General features: G+C 71.6%; 19 protein-coding genes, 1 pseudogene and 2 riboswitches. Of the genes and pseudogenes, 9 read left to right on the top strand and 11 right to left on the bottom strand.

What is annotated here, in order from left to right:
• Positions 1 to 69: 69 nt before the first annotated feature.
• The 10 genes and pseudogenes from ACXKR8_RS09405 to ACXKR8_RS09360 all read right to left on the bottom strand — a co-directional run bounded on the left by ACXKR8_RS09405 (position 70) and on the right by ACXKR8_RS09360 (position 9,992).
• Entirely contained in the window at positions 70 to 1,767 is a 1,698-nt protein-coding gene (locus ACXKR8_RS09405) for a serine/threonine-protein kinase (RefSeq protein WP_458272441.1), read from the bottom strand.
• A 35-nt stretch (positions 1,768 to 1,802) separates the two neighbouring features.
• Positions 1,803 to 3,107, bottom strand: coding sequence for a M20/M25/M40 family metallo-hydrolase (locus ACXKR8_RS09400; protein ID WP_458272440.1), 1,305 nt, complete (start codon positions 3,105 to 3,107; stop codon positions 1,803 to 1,805).
• Complete coding sequence (locus ACXKR8_RS09395; protein WP_458272439.1) at positions 3,104 to 3,856, bottom strand: GNAT family N-acetyltransferase; 753 nt, start codon at positions 3,854 to 3,856, stop codon at positions 3,104 to 3,106. The genes ACXKR8_RS09400 and ACXKR8_RS09395 overlap by 4 nt, the downstream gene beginning before the upstream one ends.
• Positions 3,857 to 3,867: 11 nt before the next feature.
• A complete protein-coding gene (locus tag ACXKR8_RS09390; protein WP_458272438.1) occupies positions 3,868 to 4,359 on the bottom strand; it encodes a flavin reductase family protein in 492 nt (163 codons plus the stop codon).
• Positions 4,356 to 4,868 carry an NADPH-dependent FMN reductase gene (locus tag ACXKR8_RS09385; protein ID WP_458272437.1) on the bottom strand — a complete coding sequence of 171 codons (513 nt, stop codon included), beginning with the start codon at positions 4,866 to 4,868 and terminating at the stop codon, positions 4,356 to 4,358. Before ACXKR8_RS09385 ends, ACXKR8_RS09390 begins: the two co-directional genes overlap by 4 nt.
• 33 nt (positions 4,869 to 4,901) lie before the next feature.
• Positions 4,902 to 6,036: pseudogene (locus ACXKR8_RS09380) on the bottom strand (LLM class flavin-dependent oxidoreductase).
• A 2-nt stretch (positions 6,037 to 6,038) separates the two neighbouring features.
• Positions 6,039 to 7,118, bottom strand: a complete 1,080-nt coding sequence (locus ACXKR8_RS09375; RefSeq protein WP_458272435.1) for an LLM class flavin-dependent oxidoreductase — start codon at positions 7,116 to 7,118, stop codon at positions 6,039 to 6,041.
• Positions 7,115 to 8,503 carry an NtaA/DmoA family FMN-dependent monooxygenase gene (locus ACXKR8_RS09370; protein WP_458272434.1) on the bottom strand — a complete coding sequence of 463 codons (1,389 nt, stop codon included), beginning with the start codon at positions 8,501 to 8,503 and terminating at the stop codon, positions 7,115 to 7,117. Before ACXKR8_RS09370 ends, ACXKR8_RS09375 begins: the two co-directional genes overlap by 4 nt.
• A 15-nt stretch (positions 8,504 to 8,518) precedes the next feature.
• A complete protein-coding gene (locus tag ACXKR8_RS09365) occupies positions 8,519 to 9,742 on the bottom strand; it encodes an LLM class flavin-dependent oxidoreductase (protein WP_458272433.1) in 1,224 nt (407 codons plus the stop codon).
• A 163-nt stretch (positions 9,743 to 9,905) separates the two neighbouring features.
• Positions 9,906 to 9,992 (bottom strand): putative leader peptide, encoded by an 87-nt coding sequence (locus tag ACXKR8_RS09360; protein WP_458274935.1) that lies wholly within the window; start codon positions 9,990 to 9,992, stop codon positions 9,906 to 9,908.
• 20 nt (positions 9,993 to 10,012) lie between these two features.
• Positions 10,013 to 10,126: riboswitch (SAM riboswitch) on the bottom strand.
• Positions 10,127 to 10,290: 164 nt separating this feature from the next.
• Positions 10,291 to 10,399, top strand: a riboswitch (SAM riboswitch).
• Positions 10,400 to 10,434: 35 nt separating this feature from the next.
• Here ACXKR8_RS09360 and ACXKR8_RS09355 point away from each other — a divergent pair.
• From ACXKR8_RS09355 to ACXKR8_RS09345, 3 genes are all read left to right on the top strand, one after another.
• Positions 10,435 to 10,521, top strand: a complete 87-nt coding sequence (locus ACXKR8_RS09355) for a putative leader peptide (RefSeq protein ID WP_458274934.1) — start codon at positions 10,435 to 10,437, stop codon at positions 10,519 to 10,521.
• 156 nt (positions 10,522 to 10,677) lie between these two features.
• A complete protein-coding gene (locus ACXKR8_RS09350) occupies positions 10,678 to 11,661 on the top strand; it encodes an amino acid ABC transporter permease (RefSeq protein ID WP_458272432.1) in 984 nt (327 codons plus the stop codon).
• A 62-nt stretch (positions 11,662 to 11,723) separates the two neighbouring features.
• Positions 11,724 to 12,476 carry an amino acid ABC transporter ATP-binding protein gene (locus ACXKR8_RS09345; protein WP_458274933.1) on the top strand — a complete coding sequence of 251 codons (753 nt, stop codon included), beginning with the start codon at positions 11,724 to 11,726 and terminating at the stop codon, positions 12,474 to 12,476.
• A 21-nt stretch (positions 12,477 to 12,497) separates the two neighbouring features.
• Here ACXKR8_RS09345 and ACXKR8_RS09340 read toward each other — a convergent pair whose 3' ends face one another.
• Positions 12,498 to 12,827, bottom strand: coding sequence for a hypothetical protein (locus tag ACXKR8_RS09340; RefSeq protein WP_462100426.1), 330 nt, complete (start codon positions 12,825 to 12,827; stop codon positions 12,498 to 12,500).
• Positions 12,828 to 12,965: 138 nt separating this feature from the next.
• Between ACXKR8_RS09340 and ACXKR8_RS09335 the strand changes: the two genes are divergently transcribed.
• The 6 genes from ACXKR8_RS09335 to ACXKR8_RS09310 are packed head-to-tail and all read left to right on the top strand — an operon-like array spanning position 12,966 to position 18,731.
• Positions 12,966 to 13,529, top strand: a complete 564-nt coding sequence (locus ACXKR8_RS09335; protein ID WP_462100425.1) for a transporter substrate-binding domain-containing protein — start codon at positions 12,966 to 12,968, stop codon at positions 13,527 to 13,529.
• Between the two features lie 19 nt (positions 13,530 to 13,548).
• Positions 13,549 to 14,547 (top strand): amino acid ABC transporter permease, encoded by a 999-nt coding sequence (locus ACXKR8_RS09330; protein ID WP_458272430.1) that lies wholly within the window; start codon positions 13,549 to 13,551, stop codon positions 14,545 to 14,547.
• Positions 14,544 to 15,344 (top strand): amino acid ABC transporter ATP-binding protein, encoded by an 801-nt coding sequence (locus ACXKR8_RS09325; protein ID WP_458272429.1) that lies wholly within the window; start codon positions 14,544 to 14,546, stop codon positions 15,342 to 15,344. Before ACXKR8_RS09330 ends, ACXKR8_RS09325 begins: the two co-directional genes overlap by 4 nt.
• Before the next feature lie 48 nt (positions 15,345 to 15,392).
• Positions 15,393 to 16,427: a transporter substrate-binding domain-containing protein gene (locus ACXKR8_RS09320; protein ID WP_458272428.1), complete on the top strand. Its 1,035-nt coding sequence runs from the start codon at positions 15,393 to 15,395 to the stop codon at positions 16,425 to 16,427.
• A 40-nt stretch (positions 16,428 to 16,467) separates the two neighbouring features.
• On the top strand, positions 16,468 to 17,595 hold the full coding sequence (locus ACXKR8_RS09315) for an FAD-dependent oxidoreductase (RefSeq protein ID WP_458272427.1): 1,128 nt from the start codon (positions 16,468 to 16,470) through the stop codon (positions 17,593 to 17,595).
• Positions 17,592 to 18,731, top strand: a complete 1,140-nt coding sequence (locus ACXKR8_RS09310) for an LLM class flavin-dependent oxidoreductase (RefSeq protein WP_458272426.1) — start codon at positions 17,592 to 17,594, stop codon at positions 18,729 to 18,731. The genes ACXKR8_RS09315 and ACXKR8_RS09310 overlap by 4 nt, the downstream gene beginning before the upstream one ends.
• Positions 18,732 to 18,755: the final 24 nt, after the last annotated feature.

The raw sequence follows: 18,755 nt of genomic DNA, 5'->3' as shown, positions 1-18,755 counted from the left end.
TGCTGAGCGGCACCTCCCGTGCATAGTGTCATGGGCCTGTCATCAGGTCACCCCGCCGAGCGGGGGGCCTCAGGAGCCCCTGGGGTAGGTGTGCGTCACGGTGCCCTTGTTGTTGGCCTCCAGATAGCCGCTGCCGTAGGCGTCGCTGAGGTAGATGCGGATGCTGGGGGTGCCGTCGAAGATGTCGGGCCCGATGATGATGTACCGGCTGGTGGGGTGCGGAACCTTCAGGGTCTGCTGGGCCTTCTTCAGCAGCGCGGGGATCGAGTCCCAGTTGAAGACCCGCAGGTCCGAGGTGGTGGTGTCGGAGTCCACGGTGCCGCCGGGGGAGTGGCTGGTGAGGCCGTCCCGGTAGCTGAGGTCGTCGTAGAACGCGGGGTTGGCGAGGGTGGGGGCCTCGGCGTTGGCATAGCCGGGGTAGACGTCGAGCTCGATGATCCTGGAGTTGCGCAGCAGGGGCCGCAGGGCTGCGACGGTTTTGCGGAGGCCGGCCGGGGTGAGCAGGTCGGTCTGGGGGGTGGTGGTGGTCGGTGCGGCGGTCGTCGGTGCGGCGGAGACCGGGATCACCGGGGTGGTGGGGCCGGTGCCGTGGGTGCCGGTGGCGGCGGGTGTTCCGGCGTGGGCGGTGGGGCTGGTGGGCCACAGGTTCCAGGCGAGGACCGAGGCGAGGACCACGGCCGCCGCGGAGGCGCTCCCCACGGCGGCCCGCCTGCGGCGGGCAGAGGTGGGCGGCGGTCGGCGGTCGGCAGGGGCGGGGCCGTAGCCACGGGGGCCGGCCGGGGGAACGGCGTCGGCGGGGGCCGGGTAGCTGGAGTAGGGGTTGGGGGTCGGCGCCGGGGTGTATCCCCAGGGGGCGTCGTAGGTGCGGGGGTCCACCGGGGCCTGCGGGTACTCGGTGGCCTGCGGGTAGGCCTGCGGGGAAACGCCACCCTGCTCCACTGCCGCGAGCCACTGGTCCAGCCGCTCGCCGTCCGGGCGCAGCGCCGGGTCCCGGGCCAGCAGTGCCGACAGCAACGGGCCGAGCGGCCCGGACCGCGTCGGCGGCGGCAGCGGCTCGTCCAGCACCGCGGCGAGGGTGGCCAGGGTGCTGGCCCGGCGCAGCGGGTGGTGGCCCTCGACGGCGACATAGAGCATCATCCCGAGCGACCACAGGTCCGAGGACGGATCCCCCTCCACCCCGCGGATCCGCTCGGGCGCGATGTACTCGGGCGAGCCGATCAGCGAACCGGCCGAGGTGAGCGCGGTGGAACCGCTCATCGCGGCGATGCCGAAGTCGGTGAGCACCGGGGTGCCGTCCGGGCGCAGCAGCACGTTGCCCGGCTTGACGTCCCGGTGCTGGATCCCGGCCCGGTGCGCGGCGTTGAGCGCGGCCAGCACCCCGCGGCCGATCCTGGCCGCCTCGGGCACCGAGAGCGGGCCCCGGTCCAGCCGGTCGGCCAGGCTGCCGCCGCTGACCAGCTCCATCACCAGCCAGGGGTGCGGATGCTCGGGGCTGTCCACGATGTGATGGATGATCACCACATTGGGGTGCTGCAGCCGGGCCAGCGAGCGGGCCTCGCGCAGCACCCGCTCGCGCAGCTCCCTGGTGCCGGCCGGGTCGGCCGCCGCCATGGCCGGGTCCGGCGGGCGGACCTCCTTGAGTGCGACCTCGCGGTGCAGCGCGTTGTCGCGGGCCCGCCAGACCAGCCCCATGCCGCCGCCGCCGAGCGGTTGCAGCAGCTCGAAACGGCCGTCGATGAGCCGGGTGTTCGGCCCCCCTGTGTTCATGCCCGTCATGGTAGGAGATGGACGGATCCGCCGGGTCAGCAGTTCCGAAGGAAGCGGTCCAGCACCCGGGTTCCGAACTCCAGGGCGGCCACCGGCACCCGCTCGTCCACGCCGTGGAACAGCGCGGTGAAGTCCAGCTCCGGCGGCAACCGCAGTGGTGCGAAGCCGAAGTGACGGATGCCCAGCCGGTCGAAGGACTTGGCGTCGGTGCCGGCCGAGAGCATGTACGGCAGGATCCGCGCGCCCGGGTCCTCGGCGCCGATGGCCAGGGCCATGGCGTCGACCAGGTGGCCGTCGAAGGTGGTCTGCACCGGCGGCAGGCTGTCCCAGTCGCTCTCCACCCCCGGACCGAGGATCTCGGCCAGTTCGGCCTCGAAGGCCTTCTCCCGGCCGGGCAGGATCCGCGCGTCCACGGTCGCCCTGGCGGACGACGGAACCACATTGGCCTTGTAGCCGGCGTCGAACATGGTGACATTGGCGGTGTCCCGCAGCGTCGCGCCGATCATGCGGGACAGGTTGCCCAGCCGGGCCACCGCCGCCTCCGGATCCCGCTCGTCGAAGGGGACGCCGGTCAGGTCGGCGACGCCCTCCAGGAACTGCCGGACCGGGTCGGTGAGGATCAGCGGGAAGCGGTGCGAGTCCAGCCGGGTGACCGCGGCGGCGAGCTTGGCCACGGCGTTGTCGCGGTGCAGCATCGAGCCGTGCCCGGCGGCTCCGGTGGTCTTCAGCCGCAGCCACATCACCCCCTTCTCGGCGGTCTCGATCAGATAGGCCCGGGTGCCGCCGTCGAAGGTGACCGAGAAGCCGCCGACCTCGCTGATCGCCTCGGTGGCCCCCTCGAACAGCTCCGGGCGGTTGTCCACCAGCCAGCGCGCCCCGTAGAAGCCGCCGGCCTCCTCGTCGGCGACGAAGGCGAAGATCAGATCCCGTGGCGGCACCACCTGGTCGCGTTTGAACTGCCGGGCCACGGCCAGCGCCATGGCGACCATGCCCTTCATGTCGACCGCGCCGCGGCCCCACACATAGCCGTCCTTGACCTCGCCGGAGAACGGGTGGACCGACCACTCGGAGGCGTCGGCCGGGACCACGTCCAGGTGGCCGTGCACCAGCAGCGCCCCGCGCGAGGGGTCGGCGCCGGGGAGGCGCGCGATGACATTGCCGCGGCCGCGCGCCCCCGACTCGACATAGGTGGTCTCGTAGCCGACCTCGGCCAGCTTGGCGGCCACGTACTCGGCGGCCGCCCGCTCGGTGCCCAGCACACTGGGATCACCGGTGCTGCTGGTGTCGATCGCGATCAACTCGGAGGCCAGCGTGACGACTTCTTCCACGGCTGAGGTCATGCGACGGCTTCCGCGGTCTCGGCGGTGATCGCGGTCTCCGGGACCCGGAGGCCGAGGAAGGTGACCTCGCGGCGCAGCCGGAACCCCAGCGACCGGTACAGCCGGATGGCGTTGGTGTTGCCCGCCGAGGCGTGCATGAACGGCGTCTCCCCGCGTTCCCTGATGCCGTGCGCGACCGCGAGCACCAGCCGGGTGGCCAGGCCCTGGCCGCGGGCGTTCTCGGCGGTGCAGACCGCGCTGATCTCGGTCCAGCCCGGCGGGTGCAGCCGCTCCCCGGCCATCGCCACCAGCTCGCCGCCGCGGCGGATGCCGAGGTAGGTGCCGAGCTCCACGGTGCGCGGCAGGAACGGTCCCGGCTGGGCCCGGGCGACCAGGTCGAGCATCTCCGGCACGTCCTCGGCGCCCAGCCGGACCGCCTCGGGGTCGGGGGCGGCGGCCACGCCGTCGTCCACCAGCTGGACCCCGGCGCCGTTCATCACCGCCTCCCAGTGCGGGGGCGGCGCCTGCCGCAGACCGGCCACCGGGACGATGGCGCCGGGGCCGAGCAGTGCGGCGACGTCGCGCCAGGTCTGCTCGTCCGGCTCGTCCGGCAGGGCGACGAAGGGCGAGACGTCGGCCGGGTATCGGAGCACGTCCCCGAGCCCCTCGGCGAAGTGCGCGTGCGGCCCGAGCAGGGACGCCCGCGCCGGATTGTCCAGCGGATGGCTGCCGGTGGCGCCGTGCGGGAGGTCGGTGGGGGTGGCGGACACGTTCGTTCCTTTCAGGCGGCTTCGAGCCGGCGGAACCCGCTGGCGTGGAAGACCAGGGGTGGGACTGCGTGGTCGGCGTCCAGCTCGTGGACCCTCAACAGCACGATGTCATGGTCGCCGGCCCGGATCAGCTGCTCGACGCTGCAGTCCAGCCAGGCGCTGGCGTCCTCGACCAGCACCGCGCCGTCCGGGGTGGCCCGCCAGTCCAGCTCGGCGAAGCGGTCCCCGGTCCTGGCGGCCAGCTGCCGGCAGGCGCGTTCCTGGTGCGCGCCGAGCACGCTGACGCCGAGCCGGGCCCGGTCGCGCAGGGCCGGCCAGGTGGTCGAGCTGTGCGCGACGCAGACCGAGACCAGCGGCGGGTCCAGCGACACCGAGGTGAACGAGCTGGCGGCGAGGCCGACCGGGACGCCGTCGACCAGCGCGGCGATCGCGGTCACCCCGGTCGGGAAAGCGCCGAAGACCCGGCGCAGCTCGGTCGGGGAGATGGCCTGGTCGACGCTCATACCGCAGCTCCTGTCGCTTCGCTGTGCACCGTCGCCGCCAGCTGCGGTCGTGCCGACGTCAGCCACTTCTCCAGCTCCTCCGAGGCGGTGTACTCCGAGTCCAGCAGGAACAGCCCCCGGGTGGGGACGCCGGCGCCCAGCTCCACCAGCAGCGGCTTGAGCAGCAGCTCCGCCGCCAGCGAGTGGCGCCAGTGGCCGCCCAGCATCAACGGTACGGCGGTCACCCCGGTGAGCCCGCCGGAGGGGAGGCCGTCCAGGAACAGCTTGAGCAGGCCGGTGTAGGCGGCCTTGTAGGTGGGGCTGGCGACGACCAGCAGGCTGGCGCCGCGGACGGTGGCCACCGCGTCGGCCACCCGCGGATCCTCCGGGTCGAACAGCGCGGGGCCGAGGTCGGCGAGGTCCACGCTGTGGTCCGGCGGCCGGCCGGTCAGTTCCTCGGCGAGCAACCGGGCCGCCTGGTAGGTACGGGACTGAGGTCTCGGATTGCCGACGAGGACGACGACACTCACGGGGGACTCCTTTTCACGTCGTGTGGTGGGGGATCAGGCCCGGCGGGCCCACTCCTCGGCGAGGAGGCGGTAGGAGGCGACCCGGTCCTCGTGGCCGTGGGTGATCGTGGTCACCACCACCTCGTCGGCGCCGGTGGCGTCGCGCAGGGTCTCCAGCTGGTCGGCGACCTGCTGCGCGGTGCCGACGAACTGGGTCTCCACCCGGTCCTCGACCAGGGTCCGGTCCTGCTCGCTCCAGGCGTAGGCGCGGGCCTGCTCCGGGGTGGGGAACTGGATGGCGCCGTCGCCGCTGCGGATGCTGCGCACCCACAGCCCGTAGCCGGTGGCCAGCTCCCGGGCGGTGGCCTCGTCCTCGGCGACCACCACATCGGCGGAGACGCTGACGTACGGCTGGTCCAGCACCGCGGAGGGGGTGAACGCGGCCCGGTAGCCCTCGGCGGCCTCGACCACGGTGGCCGGGCTGACGTGGTAGTTCGCGGCGAAGCGCAGGCCGTTGGCGCCGGCCACCTCGGCGCTGGTGCCGCCGCTGCTGCCGAGGATCCAGAGCTGCAGGTCGGCGCCCTCGCCCGGCACCACGTGGGCTTCGACGCCGTCGGCGGTGCGGTAGGTGCCGGCGATCAGGTTGAGGATGTCGTCGATCTGCTCGGCGTAGTCCTGGGCCTCGGCGTTGGGCTGCTGGAGCAGCTTCTTGTGCAGGACGAAGCGCGGGTGGCCCAGCAGTTTGCTGAAGTCGAACTTGGCCGGTATCCGCAGCCCGTTCGGGGTGTGGCCGTCCACCACGGCGGTGCCGCCGACCAGCGCGGGCTGCCGGGCGGGCGGGGCGGCCCGGCCGCCGGAGCGGCCCAGGCCCAGGTCGAACCGGCCCGGGTGCAGTGCGTCCAGCAGGCCGAACTCCTCGACCGTGGCCAGCGCGGTGCGGTGCCCGAGCTGGACCGCGCCCGAGCCGAAGCCGGATGGTCGAGGTCGCGGCGGCGGTCAGCGCCAGCACCACGGCGGGGGAGGTGCCGGCGACACCTGGGTTGAGGTGGTGCTCGGCGAACCAGTAGCGGCTGTAGCCGAAGCGCTCGGTCTGCTGGGCCAGGTCGATGCTGTTGCGCAGCGCCTGCGCGGCGTTCGAACCGGAGCTGATCGGCACCAGGTCCAGGACCGCGAGTGGGGTGTGGGACATGGTCAAGCTCCTTGTCGGTCGTTCGCGGGCGAGACCGGGGCCCAGGCCCACGGCGGGTCGGGGATGTCGCGGCGCAGGGTCGGGGCGATGTCGGACTGGAAGAGTTCGAGCGAGGAGCGGTGCTGGGCGTCGGTGAGCCCGCCCGGCTCGGCGTGCAGATGCAGCACGCTGTGGCCGAACTGCTCGTGGTAGCGGTGCACCTTCTCGATCACCTGCTGCGGGCTGCCGATCAGCGCGGAACTGCGCTCGACGAAGTCCTCCAGGGTCGGGAACACCGGCTCCACGCCGAGCCGCTTCTGGAAGCCGAGGTAGCCCTCGAACACCGGGCGGTAGTCGGCCAGCGCCTGCTGCGAGGTGGGCGCGGCGTAGTAGCCGGCCGTGCCCGCGCCGACCGCGGCCTGGGCCGGGTCGTGGCCGTAGTGCTCCCAGCGCTCGCGGTAGTAGCGGACCAGCTCGGCGTAGGGCTCGATGGCGTTGGTCACATTGGCGGAGAACAGCGGGTCGCCGTAGCGGGCGGCCAGGTCCACCGACTCGCGGCTGGTGGCGCTGCCGTGCCAGACCCGGATCGGCTGCTGGAACGGCCGGGGCCAGACCTCGGCGTCATGCAGTTCGGGGCGGAACTTCGGCGAGGCGGTGACCTTGTCGTTGCGCCAGATCTCCCGGAACAGTTCGTAGGACTCGGCGTTGCGGTCCCACTGGTCCTCGGGGGTGACCTGGAACAGCTCGCGCTGTGCCGCGCCGTTGCCCTTGCCGATGATCAGTTCGAGCCGGCCGCCGGAGAGGTGGTCCAGGGTGGCGTAGTCCTCGTAGGCGCGGACCGGGTCCAGCAGGCTGAGCGTGGTGACCGCGGTGAACAGCCGGACCCGCTTGGTCAGCGCGGCGATGTGGCTGAGCACCACCGGCGGCGAGGAGGAGATGAAGGGCCGCTCGTGCCGCTCGCCCACGCCGAAGCCGTCGAAGCCCAGCTCCTCGGCCTGCAGCGCGCTGTCGACCACCTGCCGGAACCGCTCCTGGGTGGACACCTGGACCCCGGTGACCGGGTCCGGGGCGTGCACGATCAGGGTGATCTGGATGAACTTCACGAGGCCACCCGCTCCGCCGCCGCCGAACTGCCGCCGCCCGCGCCCGGCTGGGCCAGGCCGAGGTGGTCCCGCAGGGTGCTGCCCTCGTACTCGCTGCGGAACACCCCGCGCTCCTGCAGCAGCGGGACCACGGTGTCGGCGAAGCCGTCCAGGCCCTGCGGGGTGATGTGCGGGACCAGGATGAAGCCGTCGCTGGCGTCGGCCTGGACGAAGTCGTTGATGGTGGTGGCGACGGTGTCGGGGGAGCCGACGAAGGTCTGCCGGCTGGTGGTCTCGATCACCAGGTCGCGGATGGAGAGCTTCTGCGCGGCGGCCTTCTCGCGCCACTCCTTGGCGGTCGCCAGCGGGTCCCGGTACATCCGCACACTGGCCCGGCCGCGGGCGATGGTGTGCTCGCCGGGATCGGGGTCGATCTCCGGCAGCGGCCCGTCCGGGTCGTAGGAGCTGAGGTCGCGGTTCCAGAGCTGCTCCAGGAACTTGATCGCGGTCTGTCCGCTGACCTGGGCCCGGCGCACCTCGCGGGCCTGCTCGACGGCGTCGGCGTCGGTGTCGCCGAGGACAAAGGTGGCGGCGGGCAGGATCAGCAGCTCGTCCCGGCTTCGGCCGTAGCGGGCCAACCGGCCCTTGACGTCGGTGTAGAAGGCCTTGCCCGGCTCCAGGGCGCTGTGCCGGCTGAAGATGGCGTCGGCGGTGGAGGCGGCGAACTCCCGGCCCTCCTCCGAGTCCCCGGCCTGGAAGATCACCGGGCGCCCCTGCGGGCTGCGCGGCACGTTGAACCGGCCGGCGATGTCGAAGTGCTGGTCGTGGTGCTCGAACCGGCCGGCGTCGGCGTCGCCGAGGAACACCCCGGACTCCTGGTCGGCGACGATCTCGCTGCCGTCCCAGGAGTCGAACAGCTCGGCCGTGGTGGCCAGGAACTGCTGGGCGCGGGAGTAGCGGTCCTCCTGCTTGAGGAAGCCGCCGCGGCGGAAGTTCTCGCCGGTGAAGGCATCCCAGGAGGTGACCACGTTCCAGGCGGCCCGGCCGTCCGAGAGGTGGTCCAGCGAGGCGAACTGCCGGGCCACCTCGTAGGGCTCGTTGAAGGTGGAGTTGATGGTGCCGGTCAGCCCGATCCGCTCGGTGACCGCGGCCAGCGCGGCCAGCACGGTGAAGGTGTCGGGGCGGCCGACCACGTCCAGGTCGTAGACCTTGCCGCCCTGCTCGCGCAGCCGCAGGCCCTCGGCCAGGAAGAGGAAGTCGAACTTGGCGCGCTCGGCGGTGCGGGCGAAGTGGGCGAAGGAGCTGAACTCGATGTGGCTGCCGGCCTCGGGGTCGCTCCACACCGTGGTGTTGTTCACCCCGGGGAAGTGCGCCGCGAGGTGGATCTGCTTCAGGGGCTTGCTCATGGTTCCGGTCTCTCCTCAGCCTGCGGCGGGTCGGGCGGCGGCGGCGTAGCGGTTCGCGGGGCGGGTCAGGCCCAGCAGCCCGCGCAGGGTGTCGGCCTGGTAGGCGGTACGGAAGGCGTCGCGGCGCTGCAGCTCCGGCACCAGCCCGCGGGTGATCTGCTCCAGGTCGTGCGGCAGGGTGGCCGGGCGCAGCCGGAAGCCGGTCAGACCGGCCTGCTGCCAGTCCTGCAGCAGGTCGGCCAGCTCGGCGGGGGTCCCGGCGAAGATCTGCGCGTCGCTGCTGTACGGCTCGCCGGCCACGGTGTCCAGCCGTTCCCGGCGGGCCTGCGCCGCGTCACTGCTGTCGTCCAGGAACACCACCAGGTCGCCGAAGACGTGCACGGTCTCCTCGCTGCGGCCGGCCGCTTCCTGCTCGGCGCGGATCTCGGCGAGGATCGCCCCGGCGTCCTCGCGGTCACGCGGTGTGACGAAGCCGACATCGGCCGAGCGGGCGACCAGCCGGAACGGGACGGTGGCATGCGCCAGCGCCGCCACGATCGGCTGCCCCTGCGGCGGGCGCGGGGTGATGGACGGCCCCTTGACGCTGAACTTGCCGCCCTCGAAGTCGATGTAGTGCAGCTTGTCGCGGTCGACGAAACGGCCGGTGGCGGTGTCGCGGATCTCCGCGTCGTCCTCCCAGCTGTCCCAGAGCCGGCGGACCGCCTCGACGTAGTCGGCGGCCTCGTCGAACAACTCGGTGAGCAGCGCCTGGACCTCCGGCTTGGCGAAGTCCTCCAGCCGGAACGACGGCACGGTGCGGCGGCCGAAGAGCTCGGCCTCGTCGGGGCGTCCGGCGACCTGCACCCTGACCCCCGCCCGGCCGGTGCTCACATAGTCCAGGGTGGCGATCGCCTTGGAGAGGTGGAACGGCTCGGTGTGGGTGACCACCGCGGTGGGGACCACCCCGATGTGCTGCGTCAGCGGCGCGATCCGGGCGGCGATGAGCACCGCGTCCAGGCGGCCCCTGACCCGGTCGGTGCGCTGGTCCGGGGCGGAGAGCCCGGAGGACTGCAGGCCGAGCGAGTCCTCGATGGTGACGAAGTCCAGCAGCCCGCGCTCGGCCTCGGCGACCAGATCGGCCCAGTACGCCGCGGTGAGCAGCTCCTTCGGGCGGGCATCTGGTTCGCGCCAGGCGGCGGGGTGCCAGCCGGCGCCGTCCAGGGCCACCGAGAGGTGGAGGGCAGGGTGTGGCTGAGGCATGGGGATGTCGCTTCCTGCTACGGGTGGGGGCGCCACCGGTGCGGAGGGCATGCCGAACGGAACCCGCGCCGGGGCTGGGCCCGGGGCGGCGTCGGCGGTGCGGAGAGGGAGAGGTACGTGCGGGTGCGGAGCGCGGTGGACGCGCTGCGGCTCAGGCTGAGGGTCAGGCCCGGCAGGTCGGACAGAGGGCGCTGGCGATGCGCTGAAGATCGATGTGCCGACGGGAGTACGTGCCGATGGATCGACGCACTGCTGTCACCTCCGCCTTCACTCGCGCGCTTGCGGTTGCCTGGACCGGCACCGCCTGGTCGTCACCTGGAGCACCCCGCCGCGTCGGAGGGTTGCTGGTCAGCAAGCCAGGGCTTGTCGCTGACGCTCATAACCTGAGCTCACGGTAGCTCCGGTTGGGCGTCGAACACAATCCCCAGTGATCGACTCGGGTTCGAGAAAACATCAACTTCCTTTGCCCCAACACCGGGTGGTCGGAAAGTCTTCCCAGCAGATGGACGGCATTGTCTAAAATCTGCTGAGCGGTTAGCATCGGCCCTGGTTATGAGCGTCAGCACCAAGCCCTGGCTCGCTGACCGGCAACCCTCCGACGCGGTGGGGTGCTCCAGGTGACGACCCGACAGGACGATTCTCCTGTAAGCGCGAGGCCCCGGTGGGGCCGGAAGACGAGCGAGGTGATCCAGATGCAGGCACAGCGAGTGGCCCGACGCCATGTCGACCTGCTTCGGGTGAGCAGCGCCTTGTGTCCGAGGACATCCCCGGTCTGTTGACCCCGGTCTCCTGACCACGGTCCGTGACCAAACCGGCGTTTCTCAACGCCGTGATTCCGACTCGATCACGCCCTCACCCCACCACGCCGCCACCCGTCCGAGCCCCTCCCCGGGCCACGGAGTGGTGCTGCGCCCCCACGGGATGGAAAGCACACCATGAGCCGCTCGGACACCCTCGCCCGGATACCCGCCGCACCGGAACCCCCGCCGCCGCCCTCGGACGAGCAGCTGCTCGCCGCGAAACTCGTCCCGCTGCGCCGTCCGGGCCAGTGGGTCTCGGCCGCGGCGCTGCTGGTGCTGTTCGCGATGTTCGTCCACACGGTGTTCAGCAACAGCAGGTTCCAGTGGGGCACGGTCGGCAGTTTCTTCCTGAACGGGTCGATCCTGAAGGGCCTTGAGCTGACGCTCTGGCTCACCGCGGCGGTGATGGCCACCGGCTATCTGCTGGGGATCGGGGTGGCCGCGATGCGGCTGTCGCGGAACCCGGTGCTGCGCGGGCTCAGCTTCGGCTTCGTCTGGCTGATCCGGTCGGTGCCGCCGCTGGTGCAACTGCTCTTCTGGTATGAACTAGCCTCGCTCTACCCGAAGTTGTCCTTGGGCATCCCGTTCGGCCATGAGTTCGTGACGGTGAAGACCGCGCATCTGTTCAGCGGCATCCTGGCCGCCTTCGTCGGGCTGACCCTGGACGTCGCCGCCTTCTCCTCGGAGATCGTCAGGGGCGGCATCCTCTCGGTCGAGCACGGCCAGACCGAGGCGGCCGAGGCGCTGGGTCTGGGACAGGGGCGGATCTTCCGCCGGATCGTGCTGCCGCAGGCGATGCCGGCCATCGTCCCGGCGTCGGGCAATCTGCTGATCGGGATGCTGAAGGCGACCTCGATCGTCAGCGTGATCGCGGTGCAGGACCTGCTCTACTCGTCCCAGCTGATCTACAACCAGAACTACCTGATCATCCCGCTGCTGCTGGTGGCCACGCTCTGGTACATCATCCTCACCACGCTGCTCTCGATCGGCCAGTACTTCGTCGAGCGGCACTACGCCCGAGGCAGCAACCGCCGTTCCGGGGAGGGCTTCTGGCAGACCTTCCGGGGCAATGTGCCGCTGCTCGGGCGGACCGGACGCGAACTGGCGGGCCTCTCATGAGCGAGCCTCTCGTGAGCGAGCCGGTGCAGGACGCGGCCGTGCCGGACGCGGTGGAGCCGCCGCTGGTCCGGATCCGGGGCCTGCGCAAGAGCTTCGGCACCCACCTGGTGCTGGACGGGATCGACCTGGACGTACGCCAGGGCGAGGTGACCGTCCTGCTCGGCCCCTCCGGATCCGGCAAGTCCACCCTGCTGCGCAGCATCAACCACCTGGAACGGCCCGACGCCGGGTTCGTCGAGGTGGGCGGCGAGATCATCGGCTACCGCCACCACGGCGGCAAACTGCATGAGCTGCGCCCCCGGACGATCACCCGGCAGCGGGCCCGGGTCGGCATGGTCTTCCAGCAGTTCAACCTGTTTCCGCACCTCACCGTGCTGGAGAACATCGTCGAGGCCCCGGTGGCGGTGCGCGGCAGCTCCCGGAAGCAGGCCGCAGCCAGGGCCCGCGAACTGCTGGAGCGGGTCGGCCTGGCCGGGCGGGAGGACTCCTACCCCCGGCAGCTGTCCGGCGGCCAGCAGCAGCGGGTGGCGATCGCCCGTGCGCTGGCGATGGACCCGCAGCTGCTGCTGTTCGACGAACCCACCAGCGCGCTCGACCCCGAACTGGTCGGCGAGGTGCTCGCGGTGATGAAGGACCTCGCCCTCAGCGGGATGACCATGATCGTGGTCACCCATGAGATCGGCTTCGCCCGGGAGGTCGCCGACACCATGGTCTTCCTCGACGGCGGCCGGATCATCGAGTCCGGCTCCCCGGCCGAGGTGCTGGCCGATCCGAGCCATGAACGGGCCCGCGCCTTCCTCGCCGCAGTCCTCTAACACCGCCCCTGCGCCACTTCCCTACCACCGCCATGCCATTTTCCGTTCCCTGAAAGGAACTTCCGTGTCGCACGTCCCCCATAAGGCATCCGCCGCGCTCGCCGCCACCGCCGTTCTGGCTCTGCTCACCGCCTGCGGTTCCTCCAGCTCCGGCAAGACGGTGACGCCCGCGGCCGGCTCCTCGTCCCAGGCGTCGCAGGCGGCCCAGCCGGCCCAGGCCGCGTCCACCGCGCTGCCGACCCAGGACGTGGTGTCCTCGATCCAGGCCGACCCCGCGCTGAAGGCCGAACTCCCGGCGGCGGTGCAGAGTCGCGGCTCGCTGATCCTGGGCACCAGCCAGGTGGTCGGCACCTCCGGCCTGCCGCACGGCGGCCAGGGCCCGGACGGCAAGGCCGTCGGCCTCGACATCGACCTGCGCGACGCCGTCGCCAAGGTGCTCGGGGTGACCTGGGACGTGCAGTACGGCACCTTCCCCACCGTCATCCCGGTGTGCAGAACGGCAAGTACGACGTGGGCCAGGACAACTTCGGCGCCACCAAGGCCCGGGAGCAGGTGGTCGACTTCGCCACCTACCTCAACGACGGCCAGTCCTTCCTGGGCGCCAAGGACCTCAAGATCGACAGCGCCACCACCCTCACCGACCTGTGCGGCTTCAACGTCGCCACCAGCCCGGGCTCGACCTTCCAGCAGATCCTCACCGACGGCGCGTCCAAGTGCGCCGCGGCCGGCAAGAGCCCCTACAAGGTGCAGTACTTCGCTGACACCGCGCCGATCTTCCTGGGCCTGGCCAACGGCAAGGTGGACATCTACTTCGGCCCGACCCTGAGCCTGAAGTACGAGTCGACCCACATCCCGGACACCAAGTACCTCGGCCAGATCAGCACCACCCCGGTCGGCTTCGTCACCGCCAAGAACTCGCCGATCTCCAAGGCGCTCAGCGACGCGGTGAACAAGCTCATCGCCAGCGGGGACTACGCCAAGATCTTCGCGAAGTGGGGCGTTCCCGGCATCGGCCTCTCCACCTCCGTCGTCAATCCGCCCACCACTTTCTGATCCGGCAGGAGTCCCTCCGATGACCGAACCCGTTCCCAGCGTCTCCATCGCCGACAGACCGCCGGACGACGCCGAGCCCGCCGCCGCCGAAGCGCAGCGCCCGCTCTCCTCCCAGCGGGTCATCCCGCTGCGGCACCCGGGCCGCTGGATCGCCACCCTGATCGTGCTGGTGCTCGCCGCCCAGTTCGCCCACGGGCTGGTCAGCAACCCCTTCTACCAGTGGGACCGGTTCGCGTACTGGTTCGTCCGGCCGGTGATCCTGCGCGGCCTGGTGGTCACGCTGGAGGTCACCGCGCTGAGCGCCGTCCTCGGCCTGGTCGGCGGGATCGTGCTGGCGCTGGCCCGGCTCTCCAGGAACCCGGTGCTGCGCGGGGTCAGCTGGATCTACATCTGGCTGTTCCGCTCGATCCCGCTGATCGTGGTGCTGCTGATCCTGTTCAACTTCAGCGCGCTGTACCGGACGCTGAGCCTGGGCGTCCCGTTCGGCCCCGGCTTCTTCCACTTCGACGAGTCCAAGCTGGCCAGCGAGCTGGTGGTGGCCACGGTCGGGCTGAGCCTGAACGAGGCGGCCTACGCCGCCGAGGTGGTCCGGGCCGGCGTGCTGTCGGTGGACCAGGGCCAGCACGAGGCCGCCGCCGCGCTGGGGCTGCCGAAGGGCTACCAGTTCCGCCGGATCGTGCTGCCGCAGGCGCTGCGGGCCATCGTCCCGGCCTATGTCAACCAGCTGATCGGGCTGATCAAGGGCACCTCGCTGGTGTTCTACGTCTCCCTGCTGGACCTTTTCGGCGAGGTGGAGAGCATGGGCAGCACCTACCCCGGCGACGTGGTGCCGCTGCTGATGGTGGCCACCGCCTGGTACGTGATCCTGACCAGCGTGGTGTCGATCGCCCAGTTCTACGTGGAGCGCTACTACTCCCGCGGCGCGGTGCGCACCATCCCGCCCACGCCGGTGCAGCGCCTGCGAGCCAATCTGCGTCGCCTGCGCGAGCGCACCAACCTGGGAACGGTGACCGGATGACCACCACCACTGCCCCCGACGTCGAGGCCGTCCCCACCGCCGCCGCGGTGGAGGTGCACGGCGCCCACAAGTGGTACGGCACGCACCGGGTGCTCGACGGGGTGGACCTGACCGTCCAGCCCGGACAGGTCGCGGTGATCCTCGGCCCGTCCGGCTCGGGGAAGTCCACGCTGCTGCGGGCGATCAACCACCTGGAGAAGCTCGACGTCGGCCATGTCAGCATCAACGGCGAACTGATCGGGGTGCGCCGGCACGGCGACCGGCTCAAGGAGCTGAGCGAGCGGGCGATCCTGGCCCAGCGCAGCGGGATCGGCTTCGTCTTCCAGGGGTTCAACCTCTTCCCGCACCTGACCGCGATCGACAATGTGGCCGCCGCCCCGGTGGCCACCGGCCGCGCCACCAAGGACGAGGCCCGGGCCCAGGCCCGCGAGCTGCTGGAACGGGTCGGGCTCGGCGACAAGGCCGACGCCTACCCGCGGCAGCTCTCCGGCGGACAGCAGCAGCGGGTCGCCATCGCCAGGGCGCTCGCGCTCAAACCCGGCGTGATCCTCTTCGACGAGCCGACGTCCGCCCTGGACCCGGAGCTGGTGGGCGAGGTGCTCTCCGCCATCAAGGACCTGGCCAGCAGCGGCACCACGCTGATCGTGGTCACCCATGAGATCGGCTTCGCCCGCGAGGTGGCCGACCTGATCGTCTTCATCGACGGCGGAGGGATCGTCGAACAGGGCACCCCCGCCGAGGTGTTGGACCACCCCCGGCACGCCCGCACCCGTGAGTTCCTCAGCAAGGTCCTCTGAACCCCCCTTCTCAACCCCTCTCTCGCTACCGCACTTCCTAGGAGAACCATGTCCAGCGCCATCGTCAGACCTGCCCGCCTCATCCCGCTGAGCGCCGCTCTGATCGTCCTCGCCGGCGGCCTGTCCGCTTGCGCGAGCAGCTCCTCCGGCACCACCAACCCGGCCGCGGGGACCAGCGCGCCGTCCGGGAGCACCACCGTCGCGGTGGGTGCGCTGTCCAACGGCTCGGCGACCGAGACCGACATCACCGTCGCCGAGGTCGCCTCGATCCGGGCGGAGCTTCCCGCCTCGGTGGTCAGCAGCGGACAGCTCACCATCGGCCTCGGTCTGCTGCCGGCCGGCTCCCCGCCGCTGGGCTTCGTCGGCTCCGACCAGAAGACCTTCACCGGCTCCGAGCCCGACCTGGGCCGCCTGGTCGCCGCGGTGTTCGGCCTCAAGCCGGTGCTGAACAACGCGACCTGGGACAACCTGTTCGTGGGCATCGACAGCGGCAAGAACGACCTGGGCTTCTCCAACATCACCGACACCGAGCAGCGCAAGACCAAGTACGACTTCGCCAGCTACCGTCAGGACAACCTCGGCTTCGAGGCCCCGAAGAGCAGCACCTGGAACTTCACCGGCGACTACCACGTGCTGGCCGGCAAGACCATCGCGGTGGGCGCGGGCACCAACCAGGAGAAGATCCTGCTGCAGTGGCAGACCCAGCTCAAGGCCGAGGGCCAGAAGCTGACCATCAAGTACTTCCAGGACAACAACTCCACCTATCTGGCCCTGAGTTCAGGCAAGATCGACGGCTACTTCGGCCCCAACCCGGGGGTGGCCTACCACGTCACCCAGACCGCGAAGACCCCCAACCCGACCCGCAGCGCGGGCAAGTTCTCCGGTGCCGGGGCCACCCTGCAGGGGCTGATCGCGGCCACCACCAAGAAGGGCGACGGGCTCGCCAAGCCCACCGCCGACGCCATCAACTACCTGATCAAGAGCGGCGACTACGCCAAGTGGCTGGCCGCCTGGAACCTCAGCAACGAGGCCGTGCCCACGTCGCTGATCAACCCGCCCGGCCTGCCGCTGACCAACTCCTGACCCCTGTGAACCAGTACTGAAGAGGAGTGTGACAAGACCCATGGCACATGTGGTCGTGGTAGGCGGCGGGGTGATGGGCTCCGCCGCGGCCTGGCAGCTCGCGTCCCGCGGATTCGCGGTCACCCTGCTGGAGCGGTTCGCCCCCGGGCACACCGAGGGCAGTTCGCACGGCAGCTCCCGGATCTTCCGGCTGGCCTACCCCGACCCCTTCTATGTGGCGCTCGCCGCCCGCGCGCTGCCGCTCTGGCGGCAGGTCGAGGAGGAGGCCGGGCAGCAGGTGCTCGACCTCACCGGCGCGGTCGACCACGGCCCGCCGGCCGCGACCGAGGCGCTGTACTCGGAACTGCGTGCCGGGGGGCACGCAGCCCGGGTGCTCACCCCGGAGCAGGCCGGCGAGCGCTGGCCCGGCCTGCGCTTCGACAGCAGCGTGCTGTACCACGCGGCCGCCGGGCGGGTGCACGCCGACCGGGCCACGCTCGCCTTCCAGCAGGCGGCCGCCGCCAAGGGCGCGGTGATCCGGCACCAGGTGCGGGTGGAGAAGCTGCTCCGGCACGGGGTGGCCAGGGCCGAGGTGGTCACCGCGGACGGCGAGGTGCTGTCCGCGGACGCCGTGGTGGTCGCGGTCGGCGGCTGGGCGCCCGGCCTGGCGGCCGCGGCCGTCGGCGGGCTGCCGGCGCTGCGGGTCACCCAGGAGCAGCCGGTCCACTTCCCGGCCCGGCCGACCGCCCCGGACGCGCTGACCTGGCCCAGCTTCATCCACCACGGGGGAGCGGCGCTGGCCGCCGACTCCGGGGTGTACGGGCTGGGCAGCGCCGACGGGGTGAAGATCGGCTTCCACGCGGTCGGCCCGGTGGTCGATCCCGACCACCGTGACCGCAGCATCGACCCGGCGGCCCTGCGGCGGGTCGTGGACTACGCCGAGCAGTGGCTGCCCGGCGCCGACACCACTGCGCCGACCGCCACCACCTGCCTCTATACGATCACCCCGGACCACGACTTCGTGGTGGACCGGGACGGCCCGGTCACCGTCCTGGCCGGATTCTCCGGGCACGGCTTCAAGTTCGCCCCGGCCATCGGCGCGCTGGCCGCCGAGCTGGTGACCGGCGCGCCCGGCGCCCAGCGGTTCGCCCTGGGCCGCGAACGCACTCAGCGAGGAGCGGACCAATGACCTCGACCTCAACCTCGGCCTCAACCTCAACGTCGGCCCGGCCGGAGACGGCCTTCCACTGGTTCCTGCCGACCGGCGGCGACGGACGGCGCCTGGGCGGCTCGGTGCACGGCACCGGCATCGGCGCGGACGGCGTCCACGCCACCCGCACCGGGGCCGGCGAGCGGCCGGCCAGCCTGGCCTACCTCTCCCAACTCGCGGAAGCTGCCGACGACCTGGGCTACGAGGGAGTGCTCACCCCGACCGGGGCGCACTGCGAGGACGCCTGGATCGTCACCGCCGCGCTGATCGCCAGGACCAGGCGGCTGAAGTTCATGGTCGCCTTCCGGCCCGGCCTGGTCGAACCCGCGCTGGCCGCGCAGACCGCCGCCACCTTCCAACGGCTGTCCGGGGGCCGGCTGCTGCTCAATGTGGTGGCCGGCGGCAGCGACGCCGAACAGCGCGGCTACGGCGACCACTTGGGCCACGACGAGCGCTACGCCCGGGCCGAGGAGTTCCTCGACGTGGTCAGGTCCTCCTGGACCGGCGAGGCCTTCGACTACCACGGGAAGCACTACCAGTTGGAGGGCGCGCAACTGCGCCGCCCGCCGGAACCGACTCCCCGGGTCTACTTCGGCGGTTCCTCCGAGCCCGCGCTCGACCTCGCCGCCCGGCACGCCGACACCTATCTGACCTGGGGCGAACCGCCCGCGCTGGTCGCCGAGAAGATCGCCCGCGTCCGCGAGAAGGCCGAGGCGCAGGGCCGCACCCTGCGCTTCGGGCTGCGGATCCATGTGCTCAGCCGGGACACCGCGGCCCAGGCCTGGCAGGCCGCCGAGGCCCTGATCGCGGGCCTGGACGACGCCGCGATCGCCGCGGGGCAGCAGCGGCTGCGCTCGCTGGAGTCGGTCGGCCAGCGCCGGATGCTGGAACTCCACGGCGGCTCCCGGGAGAAGCTGCTGATCGGGCCCAACCTCTGGGCCGGGATCGGCCTGGTCCGCGGCGGCGCCGGCACCGCCCTGGTCGGCAGCCACGACGAGGTGGCCGAGCGGATCGACGAGTACCGCACGGCCGGCGTGGACGAGTTCGTGCTCTCCGGCTACCCGCATCTGGAGGAGGCGTACAGCTTCGCCGAGTGCGTCCGGCCGCTTCTCTGACTTTGCGTCAATCTTCTTTTTCAT

Source organism: Streptacidiphilus sp. PAMC 29251 (assembly GCF_054208735.2).
Note: the sequence above shows the minus strand (reverse complement) of the source record. Positions and strands in the feature narration are given on the sequence as shown.

Bases quoted from the DNA above. Each gene is read 5' to 3' on its own strand.
- ACXKR8_RS09310 (WP_458272426.1), top strand. From the start codon at position 17,592: ATGACCTCGACCTCAACCTCGGCCTCAACCTCAACGTCGGCCCGGCCG.
- ACXKR8_RS09350 (WP_458272432.1), top strand. From the start codon at position 10,678: ATGAGCCGCTCGGACACCCTCGCCCGGATACCCGCCGCACCGGAACCC.
- ACXKR8_RS09325 (WP_458272429.1), top strand. From the start codon at position 14,544: ATGACCACCACCACTGCCCCCGACGTCGAGGCCGTCCCCACCGCCGCC.
- ACXKR8_RS09370 (WP_458272434.1), bottom strand. From the start codon at position 8,503: ATGAGCAAGCCCCTGAAGCAGATCCACCTCGCGGCGCACTTCCCCGGG.
- ACXKR8_RS09320 (WP_458272428.1), top strand. From the start codon at position 15,393: ATGTCCAGCGCCATCGTCAGACCTGCCCGCCTCATCCCGCTGAGCGCC.
- ACXKR8_RS09390 (WP_458272438.1), bottom strand. From the start codon at position 4,359: ATGAGCGTCGACCAGGCCATCTCCCCGACCGAGCTGCGCCGGGTCTTC.
- ACXKR8_RS09315 (WP_458272427.1), top strand. From the start codon at position 16,468: ATGGCACATGTGGTCGTGGTAGGCGGCGGGGTGATGGGCTCCGCCGCG.
- ACXKR8_RS09400 (WP_458272440.1), bottom strand. From the start codon at position 3,107: ATGACCTCAGCCGTGGAAGAAGTCGTCACGCTGGCCTCCGAGTTGATC.
- ACXKR8_RS09365 (WP_458272433.1), bottom strand. From the start codon at position 9,742: ATGCCTCAGCCACACCCTGCCCTCCACCTCTCGGTGGCCCTGGACGGC.
- ACXKR8_RS09405 (WP_458272441.1), bottom strand. From the start codon at position 1,767: ATGAACACAGGGGGGCCGAACACCCGGCTCATCGACGGCCGTTTCGAG.
- ACXKR8_RS09355 (WP_458274934.1), top strand. From the start codon at position 10,435: ATGCAGGCACAGCGAGTGGCCCGACGCCATGTCGACCTGCTTCGGGTG.
- ACXKR8_RS09330 (WP_458272430.1), top strand. From the start codon at position 13,549: ATGACCGAACCCGTTCCCAGCGTCTCCATCGCCGACAGACCGCCGGAC.